This window comes from Rhodococcus sp. AQ5-07 (genome assembly GCF_009707305.1).
Classification (GTDB): Bacteria; Actinomycetota; Actinomycetes; order Mycobacteriales; family Mycobacteriaceae; genus Rhodococcus_F; species Rhodococcus_F erythropolis.
In genome coordinates, this window is record NZ_CP046099.1 from 925,202 (window position 1) to 940,463 (window position 15,262).

15 protein-coding genes are annotated in these 15,262 nt (G+C 64.7%); 11 read left to right on the top strand and 4 right to left on the bottom strand.

Annotated elements, in window-relative coordinates:
• Positions 1-47 precede the first annotated feature (47 nt).
• Genes GJB56_RS04345 through GJB56_RS04365 form a run of 5 tightly spaced genes read left to right on the top strand, consistent with a single transcriptional unit; the run spans position 48 to position 4,763 of the window.
• Positions 48-869, top strand: a complete 822-nt coding sequence (locus GJB56_RS04345; RefSeq protein ID WP_003944728.1) for an ABC transporter ATP-binding protein — start codon at positions 48-50, stop codon at positions 867-869.
• A gap of 56 nt (positions 870-925) precedes the next feature.
• Positions 926-1,744, top strand: coding sequence for an NUDIX hydrolase (locus GJB56_RS04350; protein WP_003944751.1), 819 nt, complete (start codon positions 926-928; stop codon positions 1,742-1,744).
• A gap of 10 nt (positions 1,745-1,754) precedes the next feature.
• Positions 1,755-2,534, top strand: coding sequence for an enoyl-CoA hydratase/isomerase family protein (locus GJB56_RS04355; protein ID WP_003944701.1), 780 nt, complete (start codon positions 1,755-1,757; stop codon positions 2,532-2,534).
• A gap of 53 nt (positions 2,535-2,587) precedes the next feature.
• A complete protein-coding gene (locus GJB56_RS04360; protein ID WP_003944733.1) occupies positions 2,588-3,604 on the top strand; it encodes a class I SAM-dependent methyltransferase in 1,017 nt (338 codons plus the stop codon).
• A gap of 1 nt (position 3,605) precedes the next feature.
• Positions 3,606-4,763 (top strand): THUMP-like domain-containing protein, encoded by a 1,158-nt coding sequence (locus tag GJB56_RS04365; RefSeq protein ID WP_029255096.1) that lies wholly within the window; start codon positions 3,606-3,608, stop codon positions 4,761-4,763.
• Between the two features lies 1 nt (position 4,764).
• Here the strand turns inward: GJB56_RS04365 and GJB56_RS04370 are convergent, their stop codons facing one another.
• A complete protein-coding gene (locus GJB56_RS04370) occupies positions 4,765-6,072 on the bottom strand; it encodes an outer membrane protein assembly factor BamB family protein (RefSeq protein WP_113682978.1) in 1,308 nt (435 codons plus the stop codon).
• 137 nt (positions 6,073-6,209) lie between these two features.
• Between GJB56_RS04370 and GJB56_RS04375 the strand changes: the two genes are divergently transcribed.
• Both GJB56_RS04375 and GJB56_RS04380 read left to right on the top strand, forming a co-directional pair.
• Positions 6,210-6,965 (top strand): acyltransferase, encoded by a 756-nt coding sequence (locus GJB56_RS04375; RefSeq protein WP_113682977.1) that lies wholly within the window; start codon positions 6,210-6,212, stop codon positions 6,963-6,965.
• A gap of 97 nt (positions 6,966-7,062) precedes the next feature.
• Positions 7,063-7,698 (top strand): maleylpyruvate isomerase family mycothiol-dependent enzyme, encoded by a 636-nt coding sequence (locus GJB56_RS04380; RefSeq protein WP_113682976.1) that lies wholly within the window; start codon positions 7,063-7,065, stop codon positions 7,696-7,698.
• A gap of 10 nt (positions 7,699-7,708) precedes the next feature.
• Here the strand turns inward: GJB56_RS04380 and GJB56_RS04385 are convergent, their stop codons facing one another.
• Genes GJB56_RS04385 through GJB56_RS04395 form a run of 3 tightly spaced genes read right to left on the bottom strand, consistent with a single transcriptional unit; the run spans position 7,709 to position 11,309 of the window.
• Positions 7,709-8,953, bottom strand: coding sequence for a glycosyltransferase family 4 protein (locus GJB56_RS04385; protein WP_020907242.1), 1,245 nt, complete (start codon positions 8,951-8,953; stop codon positions 7,709-7,711).
• On the bottom strand, positions 8,950-10,485 hold the full coding sequence (locus GJB56_RS04390; protein ID WP_113682975.1) for a 1,4-alpha-glucan branching protein domain-containing protein: 1,536 nt from the start codon (positions 10,483-10,485) through the stop codon (positions 8,950-8,952). The genes GJB56_RS04385 and GJB56_RS04390 overlap by 4 nt, the downstream gene beginning before the upstream one ends.
• Before the next feature lie 29 nt (positions 10,486-10,514).
• Positions 10,515-11,309 carry a class I SAM-dependent methyltransferase gene (locus GJB56_RS04395; RefSeq protein WP_044479608.1) on the bottom strand — a complete coding sequence of 265 codons (795 nt, stop codon included), beginning with the start codon at positions 11,307-11,309 and terminating at the stop codon, positions 10,515-10,517.
• A gap of 271 nt (positions 11,310-11,580) precedes the next feature.
• Between GJB56_RS04395 and GJB56_RS04400 the strand changes: the two genes are divergently transcribed.
• From GJB56_RS04400 to GJB56_RS04415, 4 genes are all read left to right on the top strand, one after another.
• Positions 11,581-12,381, top strand: a complete 801-nt coding sequence (locus GJB56_RS04400; protein ID WP_019747906.1) for an electron transfer flavoprotein subunit beta/FixA family protein — start codon at positions 11,581-11,583, stop codon at positions 12,379-12,381.
• Positions 12,382-12,429: 48 nt separating this feature from the next.
• Entirely contained in the window at positions 12,430-13,386 is a 957-nt protein-coding gene (locus tag GJB56_RS04405; protein ID WP_003944698.1) for an electron transfer flavoprotein subunit alpha/FixB family protein, read from the top strand.
• Positions 13,387-13,521: 135 nt separating this feature from the next.
• On the top strand, positions 13,522-14,358 hold the full coding sequence (locus GJB56_RS04410) for a GNAT family N-acetyltransferase (RefSeq protein ID WP_020907245.1): 837 nt from the start codon (positions 13,522-13,524) through the stop codon (positions 14,356-14,358).
• Positions 14,358-15,257, top strand: a complete 900-nt coding sequence (locus GJB56_RS04415; protein WP_113682974.1) for a lysophospholipid acyltransferase family protein — start codon at positions 14,358-14,360, stop codon at positions 15,255-15,257. The genes GJB56_RS04410 and GJB56_RS04415 overlap by 1 nt, the downstream gene beginning before the upstream one ends.
• Positions 15,258-15,262 lie beyond the last annotated feature (5 nt).

The following is a 15,262-nucleotide window of genomic DNA, read 5'->3' on the forward strand; positions in this document are numbered from 1 at the left end:
GATGATCCTGCCGTGAACGGCCGGAGAATGTGCGGGAAGATGTTCGGGTGCCGCTACCTGATCCAGATCTGCTCATCGATTTCGACAACGTACTCATCCGTCGGGGAGGGTCCACTCTGGTGGGGCCCGTCACCTGGAAAGTGGAGCTGGACGAGCGATGGGTGGTGCTCGGACCCAACGGTGCCGGCAAGACCTCGCTGCTGCGCATCGCGGCCGGTGAGACTTTCCCGACCAGTGGTTCTGCCCACCTCCTTGGCGAAGTTCTCGGCAAGGTCGACGTCAACGAGTTGCGCCCGCGAATCGGTTTGTCCTCGTCGTCGTTGGCGAACCGCGTGCCCGGCGACGAGAAGGTCAGCGACCTCGTCGTGTCGGCGGGCTACGCCGTTCTCGGTCGGTGGCGCGAGGAGTACGAATCCATGGACACCTCGCGCGCTGTGGAGATGCTCGAAAGCCTCGGCGCCGAGCACCTGGCGGATCGCACGTACGGGACGCTTTCCGAAGGCGAGCGCAAGCGCGTCCTCATCGCGCGAGCCTTGATGACCGATCCCGAACTTCTTCTCCTGGACGAGCCCGCCGCCGGGCTCGATCTCGGTGGCCGTGAGGAACTCGTGGCCAGACTCGCCGAACTGGCTGCCGATCCGGACGCCCCGGCTACCGTTCTGATCACCCATCACGTCGAGGAGATCCCGCCGGGATTCACTCACGCACTCCTTCTCAAGGAAGGTGAGGTCGTCTCTCAGGGCCTTCTGGACGACGTCATCACCGCCGAAAATCTGAGCGCGGCATTCAGCCAGTCCATCAGCCTCGACAAGGCGGACGGCCGATACTTCGCGCGCCGCGCGAGGCCGTCCGGAGCTCATCGCGCGTGAGCTTCAGTGGGACCTGAAATGCGTCCCAGATCACAGATCGCGTAGGTTCGCGAAGCATGGCTAACGAGAATGCAAATGCTGTCCCCGAGCCCAAGGATGCGTCGACCGTCATCTTGGTGCGCGATGCCGAATCCGGGATCGAGATCTTCCTGCTTCAACGAGTACAGGGGATGGCGTTTGCCGGGGGCATGACGGTCTTCCCCGGCGGAGGCGTCGACAAGTCCGATGCGACGGCAGAGGTCGAGTGGGCCGGACCGTCGGTCGAGTGGTGGGCCGAGCGGTTCAGCACGGATGTGGCTCGGGCGAAGGCTCTCGTCTTGGCTGCGGTGCGGGAAACGTTCGAGGAGTGCGGCGTCCTACTCGCCGGACCGACCGCGGACACCGTCGTCGCGGACACGGCCGGCTACGCCCAGGACCGAGTAGCTCTCGAAAAGCACGAGCTGTCGTTCAGCGATTTCCTGAAGAAGGAGAACCTGGTCCTGCGAACGGATCTGCTGCGGCCGTGGGCGAACTGGATCACGCCGGTGGGCGAGACCCGCCGCTACGACACGCGCTTCTTCGTCGCAGCGTCACCGACCGGACAGATCGCGGACGGGGTCACCTCCGAGGCCGCCGAGGTGCGTTGGCAGAGCCCGCAGGACGCGCTGGCGCATTGGCGGGAGGGTGGCAGCATCCTGTTGCCGCCGACGTGGAGTCAGCTGACCGAATTGGCCAAGTTCAGTTCGGTGGCGGAGATACTCGCAGCCGAGCCGGAGATTCCCGTCATCCTGCCTACGTTGATCACCGACGAGGAGACTCTGCGCGTCGAGTTCCCGAATCAGGACGGTTACTACGTCGCCGGGCCGCATCCGTGGTCGGTCAAGGCGGCAAAGTAACCTCTCGATCATGGCTGAATTTGTGACTCTCGAGGTTTCCGAAGGCATCGGCACCATCCGTCTGGCGCGCCCGCCCATGAACGCTCTGAACCGTCAGGTCCAGGACGAGTTGGCTGCTGCCGCACACGCTGCGACCGTCGACAAGGCAGTCAAGGCCGTCATCGTCTACGGCGGCGAGAAAGTCTTCGCAGCCGGTGCCGACGTCAAGGAAATGGCCGAGATGGACTACGGCCAGATCCGTGACGCGATCGGCGGCATGCAGGCCGGGCTCGGCGCCGTGGCGTCGATCCCGAAGCCGACCGTTGCCGCGATCACCGGATACGCACTCGGTGGCGGACTCGAAGTTGCACTCTCGGCCGATCGCCGGATCGTCGGAGACAACGCCAAGCTCGGAGTTCCGGAGATTCTGCTCGGAATCATTCCCGGTGGCGGCGGAACGCAGCGCCTGGCTCGTCTGATCGGACCGGCCAAGGCCAAGGATCTGGTCTTCACCGGCCGTTTCGTCGGGGCTGACGAGGCGTTGGCCATCGGTTTGGTCGACGAGGTCGTCGCTCCCGACGACGTGTACACCGCCGCTCGCACGTGGGCCTCGCAGTTCGTCGGGGGAGCGTCACGTGCGTTGGCTGCTGCCAAGGCAGCCATCGACGAGGGTCTGAACACCGACCTGGAATCCGGGCTCAAGATCGAGCAGCATCTGTTCGCCGGATTGTTCGCGACCAAGGATCAGGCGATCGGCATGGAGTCGTTCATCGCCAACGGTCCGGGCAAGGCCGAGTTCACGGGCGAGTAGGCTCCCCTAAACTAGAACTTGTTCATCTCTTACCAGCGAGTAGGATAGCCGCCATGACAGCCAGCCCGAATGACGACGCAACCGTCACGCCGCCCGCCGCTACCGACACCTCGGTAGTCGACCCCGCGCCGCGGCCGCACGCCACGGCCGAAGAGGTCGAGGCCGCTCGTAAGGACACCAAGCTCGCCCAGGTGCTCTACCACGACTGGGAAGCCGAAACCTACGACGACAAGTGGTCCATCTCGTACGACGAGCGCTGCATCGACTACGCACGTGGTCGTTTCGACGCCGTCGCGGGCGATCAGCCGCTCCCGTACGAGCGCGCCCTCGAACTGGGTTGCGGCACCGGATTCTTCCTCCTGAACCTGATGCAGGGTGGAGTCGCCAAGACCGGTTCGGTCACCGACCTCTCGCCCGGCATGGTCAAGGTCGCACTGCGCAATGCAGAAAGCCTCGGCCTTCCGGTCGACGGCCGTGTTGCCGATGCCGAGACCATTCCGTACGAGGACAACACCTTCGACCTGGTCGTCGGCCACGCCGTGCTGCACCACATTCCCGACGTCGAGAAGTCGCTGCGCGAGGTCCTTCGTGTCCTCAAGCCCGGCGGCCGTTTCGTCTTCGCCGGTGAGCCCACGACTGTCGGTAACTTCTACGCCCGCTGGCTCGGCCGCGCGACGTGGGAAGCAACCACACGCGTGACCAAGCTGCCGTTCCTGGCAGATTGGCGTCGCCCGCAGGAAGAGCTCGACGAGTCCTCTCGCGCAGCAGCGCTCGAAGCAGTCGTCGACATCCACACGTTCGACCCCACCGACCTCGAGAACATGGCGAAGTCCGCGGGAGCCGATCAGGTCCACGCTGCCACCGAGGAATTCGCCGCGGCGCTTCTCGGATGGCCGGTCCGTACCTTCGAAGCAGCTGTTCCGCCGGAGAAGCTCGGTTGGGGCTGGGGACGTTTCGCTTTCGGTGGTTGGAAGACGCTCAGCTGGGTCGACGAGAAGGTGCTCCGCCACGTCGTTCCTCGCGGATTCTTCTACAACGTCATGATCACCGGCGTGAAGCCCGGCAACTGAATTGGGTTATGACTTCACCCTCGGCGACGTCGACTATCTCGGAAGTGATTCCGGCGTAGCTGCCTTGGCCGAGGTGGATCAGCTCGAACTGTCCACGCGTACGCGTCTGGCCGACATCGGCCGGGCGCGTACGCGTTTCGGTGATCACATGCCTGCGCTCGTGGACACCGTCCTGCTTCGACGCAAGGCCGTTACGAAACTGCCCGGCAGTGATCAGTGGTTGTTCACGGACGACGCGATGCAGCAGGCCACTCCCGGTGTTGTGGCGGCGCACCGCGCGCAGCGTCTGATCGGGCGCGACGTCCACGACGTGACGTGCTCAATCGGCGCCGAACTGCATGCCTTGACCGGAGTTGCGCATCGCGTGATCGGCAGCGACATCGATTCCGTTCGCCTGGCGATGGCACAGCGCAATGTGCCGAGCGCAGCGTTGTTGCGGGCCGACGCGCTCCGCCCGACGACACGCGACACCGTCGTACTGGCGGACCCCGCCCGGCGATCGGGCGGTCGCCGCACTCACGATCCGGCAGCGTTGATGCCACCTCTACCGGACCTCATCGAGGCGTACTCCGGCCGTGATCTCGCGGTGAAGTGTGCTCCCGGACTCGATTTCGACAATCTGGGCTGGGACGGGGAAGTCGAGGTCGTCTCGCTCGACGGCGGCGTCAAGGAAGCCTGCCTGTGGTCGACGGGACTGGCCGAGTCCGGCGTCACGCGTCGAGCTTCGGTGCTTCGCTCCGACGGGAGCGGGTGGGCGATCACCGACGCCGAGGACGACGTGATTCCGGAGCAAGCTCCGGGGGAGTGGATCATCGACCCGGACGGAGCGGTAGTGCGCGCAGGCCTCGTGCGCCACTACGCGGCCAGACACGGCCTCTGGCAGCTCGATCCACGCATCGCTTATCTGACCGGTGACAGCGTCCCTGAGGGAGTTCGCGGATTCCGGATCCTCGAGCAGATCAAGTACTCGGAGAAACTGCTCAAACAGACACTGTCCAAGCGGGACTGCGGTGTGGCCGAAATTTTGGTGCGAGGAGTCGACGTGGACCCGGCAGTCCTGCGTCCACGGCTCAAGCTCAAGGGCTCGCTTGCACTGAGCGTCGTGATCGTGCGGATCGGACGATCGGCGTCGGCCTTCATCTGTGAGGCTTCCCGCTAGCTCACTTGAAGACGAACAGCTCACCGATTGCGCTGGGCGTCAACACTTCGCCCTTGGGGCCGATCGAGGTGCCGACGGTGAAGCCGACTGCTCCCGGCAACGTGTCCTGATCCACCGTCTCACCGGTTTCGGTGTCGAAGGTGATCAGGCTCAGTCCGTTCTCACCCTCGCGGACGACGGTGTATCCGGTGTTGCCGGCGGTCTGCGCCGGAACGCCCAGTTGCAGAAGGTCTTTACGTTCCCAGGCCAGTTCGGCGTGATCTCCCTCGTCGCGCACGGCAAGGAGGTGGCCCTTGTCGCCGCCGGCGGGAATGATCAAACCGTCGTCGGACGTCGAGGCACTACCGGCCGAGTTGAAGCCGATGTCGTAACTCCACCTGGTGTCACCGGTTTCGGCGTTCACTGCCCAGAGAGATCCGTTGTTGTCGGTGGCGTAGACGGTCTTGCCGTCCTTCGACAGGTCCGGGCTCGTCGCCGTTCCACCGGGAAGCGCGTCGGTGGACCACTCGCGGGTGATGGACGGATTGTCGCCGCCCGTGTACTTCATGGCGACCAGATCGGCTGCCTGAGAACTGGGTCCGTAGAAGGTGAAGTAGAACTTGCCGGTGCCCAGGTCCACTGCCGGGGTATTGGCCACCGGGCAGCCGGACGTGCCGAGGAAGCACTCGTTCAAACCCTTGTTGTCGGGAATGAGTTCTGCATTCGCGCCCTGGTCGATCGACGGCGGCGGGATCAGGTCGAACGACGGAACCACTTTTGCGCCGGTCTGCGGGTCGAGCACGTTGATCTGACCCAATTGGGTGATGAACAACAGGTTTCCGTCGCCGGTGAACTGTGACGAGAGAGGAGTGCCCACAACGAGCGTGCGCCAACGCAATTGACCAGTCTCGGTGAAGGACATCATCGCGCCGCTCTCGCCGACGTAGACATTGGTGGCCGTGTCGACGATGGGTGTGGACGCGACTACTCCGTCGTTGAGTCGAGCGCACCACTTCTTGCGACCCGTATCCATCTGGAACGAGAAGAGATTGCAGCCGTTCTCGGTGCGGGCGGTGACGAAGCTCTGGCCGTTCGCGGCCACCGAGGCGTACGCGGCAACCGGACCGCCGAGAGGGCGTGACCATGCGAACTCGACATCGCGTGATCCGGTGACCGGGCTCGTGTCGCTGTTGCGGGCGTCGGCATGCATGGCCGGCCAACCCGCCGACGCGTACCGGTCCACCCGTCCGTCGTCGCTGCCGCAACCGGCGATCAGGGCCGCAGCGATCGCCGTCGACACCATCACGGACGACCGTAGGACCCGCCGCATCACAATCTCCCTGCCTTCACTTGATCAAGAGCCCTCGGTAACTGCACAAGCCCGGACCAGAGACTATCCCGACCGTGGCAACGTGACGGGGCACACCCCGAGGGTCGGTGAGTCGGCCCCACGTAGGCTGAACACTCATGACGAGCATGTGGGGCGCACCGTTGCGCACTCGATGGCGGGGATCACGCCGAGGCGACAGCGATCAGGCCAAGTTCTTGACGGTCGATTCCCTCAAATGGGTTCTGGCGAACAAGGCGTACACACCCTGGTATCTGGTGCGGTACTACCGTCTCGCCAAGTTCAAGATGGCCAACCCGCACGTGATCCTGCGTGGCATGGTGTTCCTCGGCAAGAACGTCGAAATCCATTCGACCCCCGACCTGTCCCGCCTCGAGATCGGGCGCTGGGTACACATCGGCGACGGCAACGCGATCCGTTGCCACGAAGGTTCGCTGCGCATCGGCGACAAGGTCGTCTTCGGCAAGGACAACGTCGTCAACACCTACCTCGACATCGAAATCGGTGCGTCGACGCTCGTAGCCGACTGGTGCTACATCTGCGACTTCGACCACCGCATGGACGACATCAACACACCGATCAAGGACCAGGGCATCGTCAAGGGCCCCGTCCGTATCGGCCCGGACACCTGGGTGGCAGCGAAGGTCACCGTGCTGCGAAATACCCGCGTCGGACGCGGTTGTGTGCTCGGTGCGCACGCCGTCGTCAAGGGAGACATCCCGGATTTCAGCATCGCGGTCGGCTCGCCTGCGAAGGCGGTCAAGAACCGCAAGTCCGATTGGGAAGCCGGCGCTGCCGATCGTGCGAAGTACATCGCGGCGCTCGAGGACATCGCACGCAAGAAGGCTGCTGCGGACGCTGCCGACGCGTCGTAGCTCACTTTTTGGCAGAACCAGCGATTACTTTCGACGCCGCCACCGGTCTGTATCGGTATCGGCGCCGAAAGTCTGCGCCGGTGAAAGGAGTGCCGACATGAGCGAACAGACACCCGAATGGGTCGTGGCGCAGCGCCGCGAACTGGCGGGGTTTCTCGAAGGCCTGAGCGCGGAGCAGTGGAACGCGCCGACCCTGTGCGACGGGTGGCGGGTCCGCGAAGTGATCGCGCACATCACCATGCCCTACCGATACTCGGCGCCGCGATTCGTCGTGGAAATGGTCAAGTCACGCGGAAACTTCAACAAGATGTCGAATCGGCGAGCGCTCGCCGACGCGTCGGAAGTCGGTGAGCAACAACTGCTTGCCTCGCTTCGCGACAACGTCGCACACCCGTGGAAGCCGCCGGGCGGTGGCTTCGAGGGCGCACTCTCACACGACGTGATTCACGGTCAGGACATTCGCGTGGCACTCGGCGACGACTACGTGGTGCCCGAAGACCGGCTCACTCGTGTGCTCAGCGGACTCTCGCCCAAAACCGTGAAGTATTTCGGCACTGACCTCGACGGCGCTCGGTTGCGCGCCGACGACCGAGACTGGACGTACGGCGCCGGCGCCGAGGTTCACGGAGCGGCGCAGGACTTGTTGCTGGTGTTGTGTGGCCGGATGTTGCCACCAGGCCATCTGCTCGGGGATGCGAGTTCTCGCTTCACCGCGCCCCTCCCGACCCGCTGAGGTCAGCGCTTCAGCGACCAGGGAGCGGCCGCTCGGGAATCTGCGGCCGCGCCAACGGCTGCCGTACCCGACGCTTTGCGCCCGCGTAGACGTGAGCAGTCTCCTCGGCGACCTGATGCCAGTCGAAGTCCGACGTCAGGCGTGCCCGGGCGGCCACTGCCCGTTCCTGCGCCCCGGCGGGATCGTCGAGAACTTCGCGGACCGCCGAGGTGAGCCCGGCGATGTCACCCGGTTGGAACGACATCCCGGTCACCCCGTCGACTACCGCTTCGCCCAGTCCGCCTGCGGTGGACGTGATCAGCGGAGTGCCGGCTGCCGCCGCTTCGAGGGCGATGATCCCGAACGGCTCGTAGCGCGACGGCAGGACGATGGCGTCCGCTCCGTGCAGCCAGCTGAGCAGTTCCGTGTGATCGAGGTTGCCGAGAAAGTCCACTGCCCGCGCCACGCGATGTGTGCGCGCCTGTTGGTAGAGCCAGGTGAACTGGGTGCCTTCGCCCGCGATCGCGAGGGTCGTGCCGGGGTGGCTACGACGAATTCGGGGGAGTGCCGCGATAGCGTCCTGCACACCCTTCTCGTATTCCAGGCGGCCGACGAAGAGGAGTTTCGGCGGCCCTGACCGCGGTCCACGTTCGCGAAAGTTCCACGTGGTCACGTCGATTCCGTTGCGGATGACAGTGATCGGCGGCAGCGTCGGACCGTAGAGTTCGGTCACTTCTTCCTGCATGGACGCCGAACAGGTTATGAGAGAGTCGGATTCGTTTGCCAGCCACCACTCGACCGAGTGGACCTGGCGGTTGATGCGTCCGGAGATCCAACCGCTGTGGCGACCCGCCTCGGTGGCGTGAAGCGTGGAAACCAGTGGGACGTCATAGAATTCAGCCAAGGCGATCGCAGGATGTGCGACCAGCCAGTCGTGTGCGTGCACGACGTCCGGTTGCCAGCCCTCGCCCACTCCTGGCTTGTGCAGCGCCATCCCGGCACGGACCATCGCGTGACCCATCGCGAGGGTCCACGCGAGCATGTCCTCGCCGAAGACGAAGTGTGCCGGGTCCTCGGCCACTGCGACGACAAGGACGCCTTCGGAGATGTGCGTGACCGTCGGGTGCGTCGACGCATCGGTGCCGGAGGGGCGGCGCGAGAGAACCACGACCTCGTGGCCTGCAGCCGCAAGCTCGGTGGCGAGATGGTGGACGTGTCGGCCGAGGCCGCCGACAACGACCGGTGGGTACTCCCACGAGACGATGAGAATCTTCACGACGCGCTCCCGTTCACCAGTTCTGTGTCAGGCAGACGGCGAGCATCCAGCCCCGGGAACAATCCGTCGGCGTGATTCCAGCCTTCGGCCAGCCGCTCGGCCACGGCATCGCGGCCGGAAACGAGCGCTTCGGAGATTTCCCTGGTCGCGTGGGCGTGCTTGTGTGCGCGTTCGCGGGCGTACCCCGCGGCCGAATCCTTGCTCACCATGAATGCCCAATCGCTCGAAACTGTCATCAGTGTCTCGCGAAGGACCTGATCGTTGACCCGGTTTCGCAGTTCCGGTCGGCCGGGTGCGTTGTCGCGGCCGCGAGACTTGTCCACGGTGGTGAGGGCGGTATCGACCACCTCGGAGTTCAGTTGCACGAGGTCGGACACCTGATCGCCGGCCCATACGCGCCAGTCCTTGCCCGATCCCCAGGACGAATCCTCGAGCTGAACGGGTTCGCCCACGTATCCCGATGCCTTGGCGTCGGCGAGGGTGCCGACGCGAATTCCGGCTTCCGGAAGCGCGCGCAGGAGCTTCTCGAGCCACTGCGGGCCTTCGTGCCACCAGTGCCCGAACAGTTCGGTGTCGAATGCTGCGACCACGAGGGCGTCGCGGCCGATGCGGGTGGATTCACTGCGCAGACGCGCCCGAACGGTTTCGACGAAGTCGGCGACATGCTTGTCGACGGCGGCGGCGGCGAGTTCGGGGTCGTACGGCAACTTGTCGGCGGAGTCGACGGTCCGTCCGGTGACCCGCGACGGCTTGAGGCCCGTCTCGTGGTCGTAGGTGTGGAAGTCGCGGTAAGCAGCGTGACCCGGATATCCGGATTTCGGGGACCAGACGCGGTAGCTGACCTGCAGGTCGCGGCCGAAGGCAACCACGTCGGATTCTCGAACCGGGCGACCGAGGGACGTGTCGCCGCGCAAGGCGGGACCGTCGACCATGAAGTGGGTGACGCCCGCTTCGGCGTACCCGCGCTCCATGCCCGGGGTGTACCCGCACTCGGGCCCCCAGATCCCGGTCGGAGTGTGGTTCCACCGGGCATGCGCGTCGGCGAGGCCTTCGCGGAGGGAGAACGCACGCAAGCGAGGGTCGAGCAGCGGTTGGAACGGGTGGGCCAGCGGCCCGCCGAGAAGCTCGAAGGCCTCGCGGTCGATGAGGTCGCGGAACACGGGTGAGGCGCCGTGCTGCCAATGAGTCTCGAAATCTTCGAGAGCCGCTGCGGACGCTCGGTGTTCGCGCGCTCCGAGTTCGCGGTGCGCTGCGTCCGGCATGCCGGCGGCCTCGTGTGCACGGATCTGCCAGTTGCCGAGCCAGTGATGCATACCGGCGAGGCAGTGGGGATCGTCCAACTGGGCCGCGAGCACCGGCGTGATTCCCAGCGTCAGCAGGTGCGATCGGCCCTCGTCGGCCAGGCGTCGTAGCGCGGCGGCGAGCGGAATGTACGACGCAGCCCAGGACTGGTAGATCCATTCCTCGCCGACGGGCCATCTGCCGTGGTTGGCGAGCCACGGCAGATGGGAGTGCAGAACCAGGGCGAACATCCCCGGTTCGGTGACGGGTGTTGCGTTACTCACTCGCCGGATTCCTTCACGGCAGTTTCTTTCACGGCGATAGCGACGAGGTCGAGGCTGTCGTCGATGTCGGGTTCGCTGATGCTGAAGTCGTCGACGGTGATGCCCTCGACGTCGCGGGTGAGATCTTCGGGCCAGGGCTCACCGGCCAACGCGCGGTCGATCTGCGCGTTGATGAACGATCCGCCGTGCTTGGCGTCGAGTTCCTTCAGGCGTGAACCGTGGTGGACGCCGGTCATCAACTGAACGCGGAATCCGGCGTCTTCGAGCAATTCGGTCATTTCGGCGGCGTTGAGCTCACGAGTGTGGAAAGGGTTGAGCGGCGTGTCGCGGCCGGGGGAGAACGTGATCCGGTTGGGGGTACTGATCAGAAGTTCACCGCCGGGAGCGAGAACTCGGAAGCACTCGCGCAGGAACTGACCCTGATCCCACAGGTGCTCGATCACCTGGAAATTGACGACGACGTCAACCGAGTTGTCGGCCAGTGGAAGCTCGGCGAGGTTGCCGTGAAGCATCTCGACGCGGGGGTAGCGCGCACGAACGTGTTCGACCGCGGAGACGTCGTAGTCGAGGCCGGTAACCTTCGTTGCGACGTCCGCAATCATGTTGGCGCCGTAGCCTTCTCCGGATCCGGCCTCGAGGACTCGGCGGTCCGTGCAGCGCTCCAGAAGTGCGCGGTACACCACTTCGTGGCGTCGGAACCAGTAGTTCTCCTCGGGGATTCCTGGCACGGTTCGTTCGCCCGTCAAGGGCAGGGGTGCGTCCTCGTGGTTGCTGACACTCGTTTCACTCACCCGTGCGAGATTAGTGCCATCCGAGTAGAACGTGTTCGCCGTGGTCCAGATCACTGCTGTCAATTCCTGTTCGTGCCGTTATGGTGGACGAGGTTCCACGTTAAGTTACCCACCGGTAACTTAACGTGGGGTAATCTGACGCACAGCCGACGTGAACCGAGAAATTCGCCCGTGGGGAGACCTGTCGGACTCTCTTTTCGGACGCTCGGACTGCGCGAGCACCACAGACGATTTATCAGGTGAATTACACACAGGAGGTCGACGAAGACCCATGACGAATATCGTTGTTTTGATCAAGCAGGTCCCCGACACATGGTCCGAGCGCAAGCTGACCGACGGCGACTACACGCTTGACCGTGAAGCCGCCGACGCAGTCCTCGACGAGATCAACGAGCGCTCCGTCGAAGAAGCACTCCTCATCAAGGAAGCTCAGGGCGGTGAGGTAACGGTGCTGTCCGCAGGTCCCGACCGCGCCACCGACGCTATCCGCAAGGCTCTGTCGATGGGCGCCGACAAGGCCGTCCACATCAACGACCCGGCACTGCACGGCTCCGACGCGATCCAGACCGCATGGACGCTCGCTGCTGCTCTCGGACAGATCACCTTCGAGAACGACGAGCCTGCCGACCTGATCATCGCCGGCAACGAGGCCACCGACGGCCGCGTCGGCGCTGTTCCGGCCATCATCGCCGAGTACCTGGGCATCCCGCAGCTCACGCAGCTGCGCAAGGTCGTCGTCGCCGACGGCAAGATCACCGGTGAGCGCGAGACCGACGAGGGCGTCTTCGGCCTCGAGGCTTCGCTGCCCGCGATCGTCTCGGTCACCGAGAAGATCAACGAGCCGCGCTTCCCGTCCTTCAAGGGCATCATGGCCGCGAAGAAGAAGGAAGTTCTCGTTTACACGCTGGCCGACCTCGGAGTCGACCCGGAGACCGTCGGAGTTGCCAACGCAGGCACCACCGTGACGTCCTCCACCCCGAAGCCCCCCCGTACCGCTGGTGAGCGCATCGCCGACGAGGGAGACGGTGGCACCAAGATTGCCGCTTACCTCGTCAGCAACAAGGTCATCTGATCGCGCCCTTCTAGACATCCAGCAGAAGAACTCAGGGAGAGTTAAGTCATGGCAGAAGTACTTGTGCTCGTAGAGCACGCAGAGGGTGCGCTGAAGAAGGTCAGCACCGAACTCATCACCGCTGCACGCGCACTCGGTGAGCCGTCGGCAGTTGTCGCCGGCCCCGCGGGCACCGCAGCAAAGCTCGCCGACGCTCTGGCAGCAGCCGGAGCCGAGAAGATCTACGTCGCCGAGTCCGACGACATCGACGGCTACCTCGTCACCCCCAAGGTCGACGTTCTCGCCGCTCTGGTCGAGTCCACCAGCCCGGCAGCAGTCATCACCGCAGCCGGCACCGAGGGCAAAGAGGTTGCCGGTCGTCTGGCCGCACGTCTGGGCTCCGGACTGCTGACCGACGTCATCGAGATCAAGGCTGACGGCACCGGCGTCCACTCCATCTTCGGTGGCGCGTTCACCGTCGAAGCCAAGGCCAACGGCGACGTTCCCGTCTACTCGGTTCGTCCGGGTGCAGTCGAGGCTGCTCCGCAGGCCGGCGCAGGCGAGCAGATCACCGTCGAGGTTCCGGCTCAGGACGAGAGTGCCGTCAAGGTCACCTCGCGTGAGCCCATCGTCGGCGGCGACCGCCCCGAGCTCACCGAGGCGTCGGTTGTCGTCTCCGGTGGACGTGGCGTCGGCAGCGCGGACAAGTTCTCCGTCGTCGAAGAGCTGGCCGATTCCCTCGGTGCTGCAGTCGGTGCTTCGCGTGCCGCTGTGGACTCGGGTTACTACCCCGGACAGTTCCAGGTCGGTCAGACCGGTAAGACGGTCTCCCCGCAGCTGTACATCGCGCTCGGCATTTCCGGTGCCATCCAGCACCGCGCCGGCATGCAGACGTCCAAGACCATCGTCGCGGTCAACAAGGACGAAGAGGCACCCATCTTCGAGATCGCCGACTTCGGCATCGTGGGCGACCTGTTCAACGTCGCACCGCAGCTCACCGAAGCTGTGAAGTCCCACAAGGGCTAAAAAGCACAAACTGCTGTGCGCCTTTATCAACCCCCCGCGGTTGATAAAGGCGCACAGTGCTTTATTCACCCGGCCTGCATCGGCATGTCACTTCGTCGATACCGAGACGCCGTTCGCGCTCGATAAACCTTGCGCATGACAATTACGTCAGTCCTTCGCTCCGCGAGTGACAATCTCGGCCGTGAGGTCGCCCAGCCGAGATATTCCCTGATCGTCTCCTCCGACCGCGAGCATCGTGTCGCAGCGCAGCGCCTTCGATACCGAGTGTTCGCCTCCGAGCCAGGCTTCTCCCTCCCGGCCTCGGCCGGGGTGTTCGAACTCGACGCCGACGGCTTCGACGAATTCTGTGATCATCTACTCGTTCGCGACAACATCACCGAGGAGTACGTCGGCTGCTACCGAATGCTGCCGCCGGATTCCGCGGCGGCGGCGGGTGGGTATTACACCGCAACCGAATTCGACATCTCCGCGCTCGATCCGGTGGCGAACAGGATCGTCGAAATGGGTCGCGCTTGCGTCGATCCCGCGCACCGCACCGGATCCGTCCTGAGCCTGATGTGGTCGGGCATTCTGCACTACCTCGAACTGACCGGATACGAATGGGTGATGGGCTGCGTCTCCGTGCCCATCCTCCCGAACCCCGATTCAATTGCCGGCGCCGATGTCCGCGGCGTCCGTGACTTCGTGATGAACAAACACGCCAGTCCGGGGTCGCGGCGGGTGACGCCACGAAACCCGGTGGTCCTCGGCGGTCTGACGCTCGACGAGATTGCCGCACCGGAACGCGTGACGATGCCGCCGTTGCTCCGTGGCTACTTGCGGATGGGCGCGATGATCTGCGGGGAACCTGCTCACGATCCCGAGTTCGGTGTGGCCGATTTTGTTGCGCTGCAAGGCCTTCACTCCGCCAACAAGCGCTATCTGGAACGGCTGCGATCGGCGGCCGCCGCACACGAATCGGGGATCGGCTGATGACCGCGACGGTGCCGTATTGGGTGCCGACGAGCCCCTGCGGCGACGGGTGCCTACCTACGGACGCACCCGGTGTGTCGAGTATCACCGTGATGGCCCGCGGGGTCATGGTCGGCGCCGCACTGGTGACTGCGCCGGTGCTCTCGGCCGGCTGGCTGCTCCCGCGCACCTGGCGTACGGAGATGCAACGCGGATACTCGCGCGCGTTGCTGCGTTGTCTGGGAATGAAGCTCACGGTCGACGATCAGCGGTTGGGGCGCGCCGAACCGGCGGGCGTGATGGTTGTCGCCGGTCACGTGTCGTGGACCGACGTCCTCGTCGCGAGTGCCGTTGCCCCGGCCAACTTCGTCGCCCGTGCAGACCTGCTCGACTGGGCAGTGCTCGGTGGTCTCGCGCGCCGGATGCGCGTAGTGCCCATCGATCGCGCCCGACTGCGTGAACTTCCCGGAACCGTCGACGTCGTTCGCGAACGACTTCAGCGTGGTGTCCGCGTAATGGTGTTTCCCGAGGGAACGACCTGGTGCGGGCGGGCGTACGGAGGTTTTCGCCCGGCGATGTTCCAAGCTGCCGTCGACGCCGAATGCCCGGTTCAGCCGATGGCGATCCGCTACGAGAACGCCGACGGTTCCCTGTGCACCGGGCCGTGCTTTGTCGGCACCGAAACTATCGGTCAGTCCATCCGTCGGATCCTGCGTCAGAAGAACGTCGAGGTGAAGGTCAGGCTGGCTCCGCTCGAGGAGGCAGGGGAGTGTCGAGTCGACCTCGCGCAGCGATGCGAGAGAGCCGTACGTGGCGTCGAAACCATCGATTTGGCAGCTCACGACATCTTCGACCCCGCACTGGAACTCGTGACACAAGCCGTGGGACAAATCGATACCTCCCCGGCAATGACCGCTTAGCCTGC

Coding starts and splice junctions, on each gene's coding strand:
- GJB56_RS04405 (WP_003944698.1), top strand. CDS start 12,430: ATGGCAGAAGTACTTGTGCTCGTAGAGCACGCAGAGGGTGCGCTGAAG.
- GJB56_RS04390 (WP_113682975.1), bottom strand. CDS start 10,485: ATGTTCGCCCTGGTTCTGCACTCCCATCTGCCGTGGCTCGCCAACCAC.
- GJB56_RS04355 (WP_003944701.1), top strand. CDS start 1,755: ATGGCTGAATTTGTGACTCTCGAGGTTTCCGAAGGCATCGGCACCATC.
- GJB56_RS04410 (WP_020907245.1), top strand. CDS start 13,522: ATGACAATTACGTCAGTCCTTCGCTCCGCGAGTGACAATCTCGGCCGT.
- GJB56_RS04415 (WP_113682974.1), top strand. CDS start 14,358: ATGACCGCGACGGTGCCGTATTGGGTGCCGACGAGCCCCTGCGGCGAC.
- GJB56_RS04350 (WP_003944751.1), top strand. CDS start 926: ATGGCTAACGAGAATGCAAATGCTGTCCCCGAGCCCAAGGATGCGTCG.
- GJB56_RS04360 (WP_003944733.1), top strand. CDS start 2,588: ATGACAGCCAGCCCGAATGACGACGCAACCGTCACGCCGCCCGCCGCT.
- GJB56_RS04370 (WP_113682978.1), bottom strand. CDS start 6,072: ATGCGGCGGGTCCTACGGTCGTCCGTGATGGTGTCGACGGCGATCGCT.
- GJB56_RS04375 (WP_113682977.1), top strand. CDS start 6,210: ATGACGAGCATGTGGGGCGCACCGTTGCGCACTCGATGGCGGGGATCA.
- GJB56_RS04380 (WP_113682976.1), top strand. CDS start 7,063: ATGAGCGAACAGACACCCGAATGGGTCGTGGCGCAGCGCCGCGAACTG.
- GJB56_RS04400 (WP_019747906.1), top strand. CDS start 11,581: ATGACGAATATCGTTGTTTTGATCAAGCAGGTCCCCGACACATGGTCC.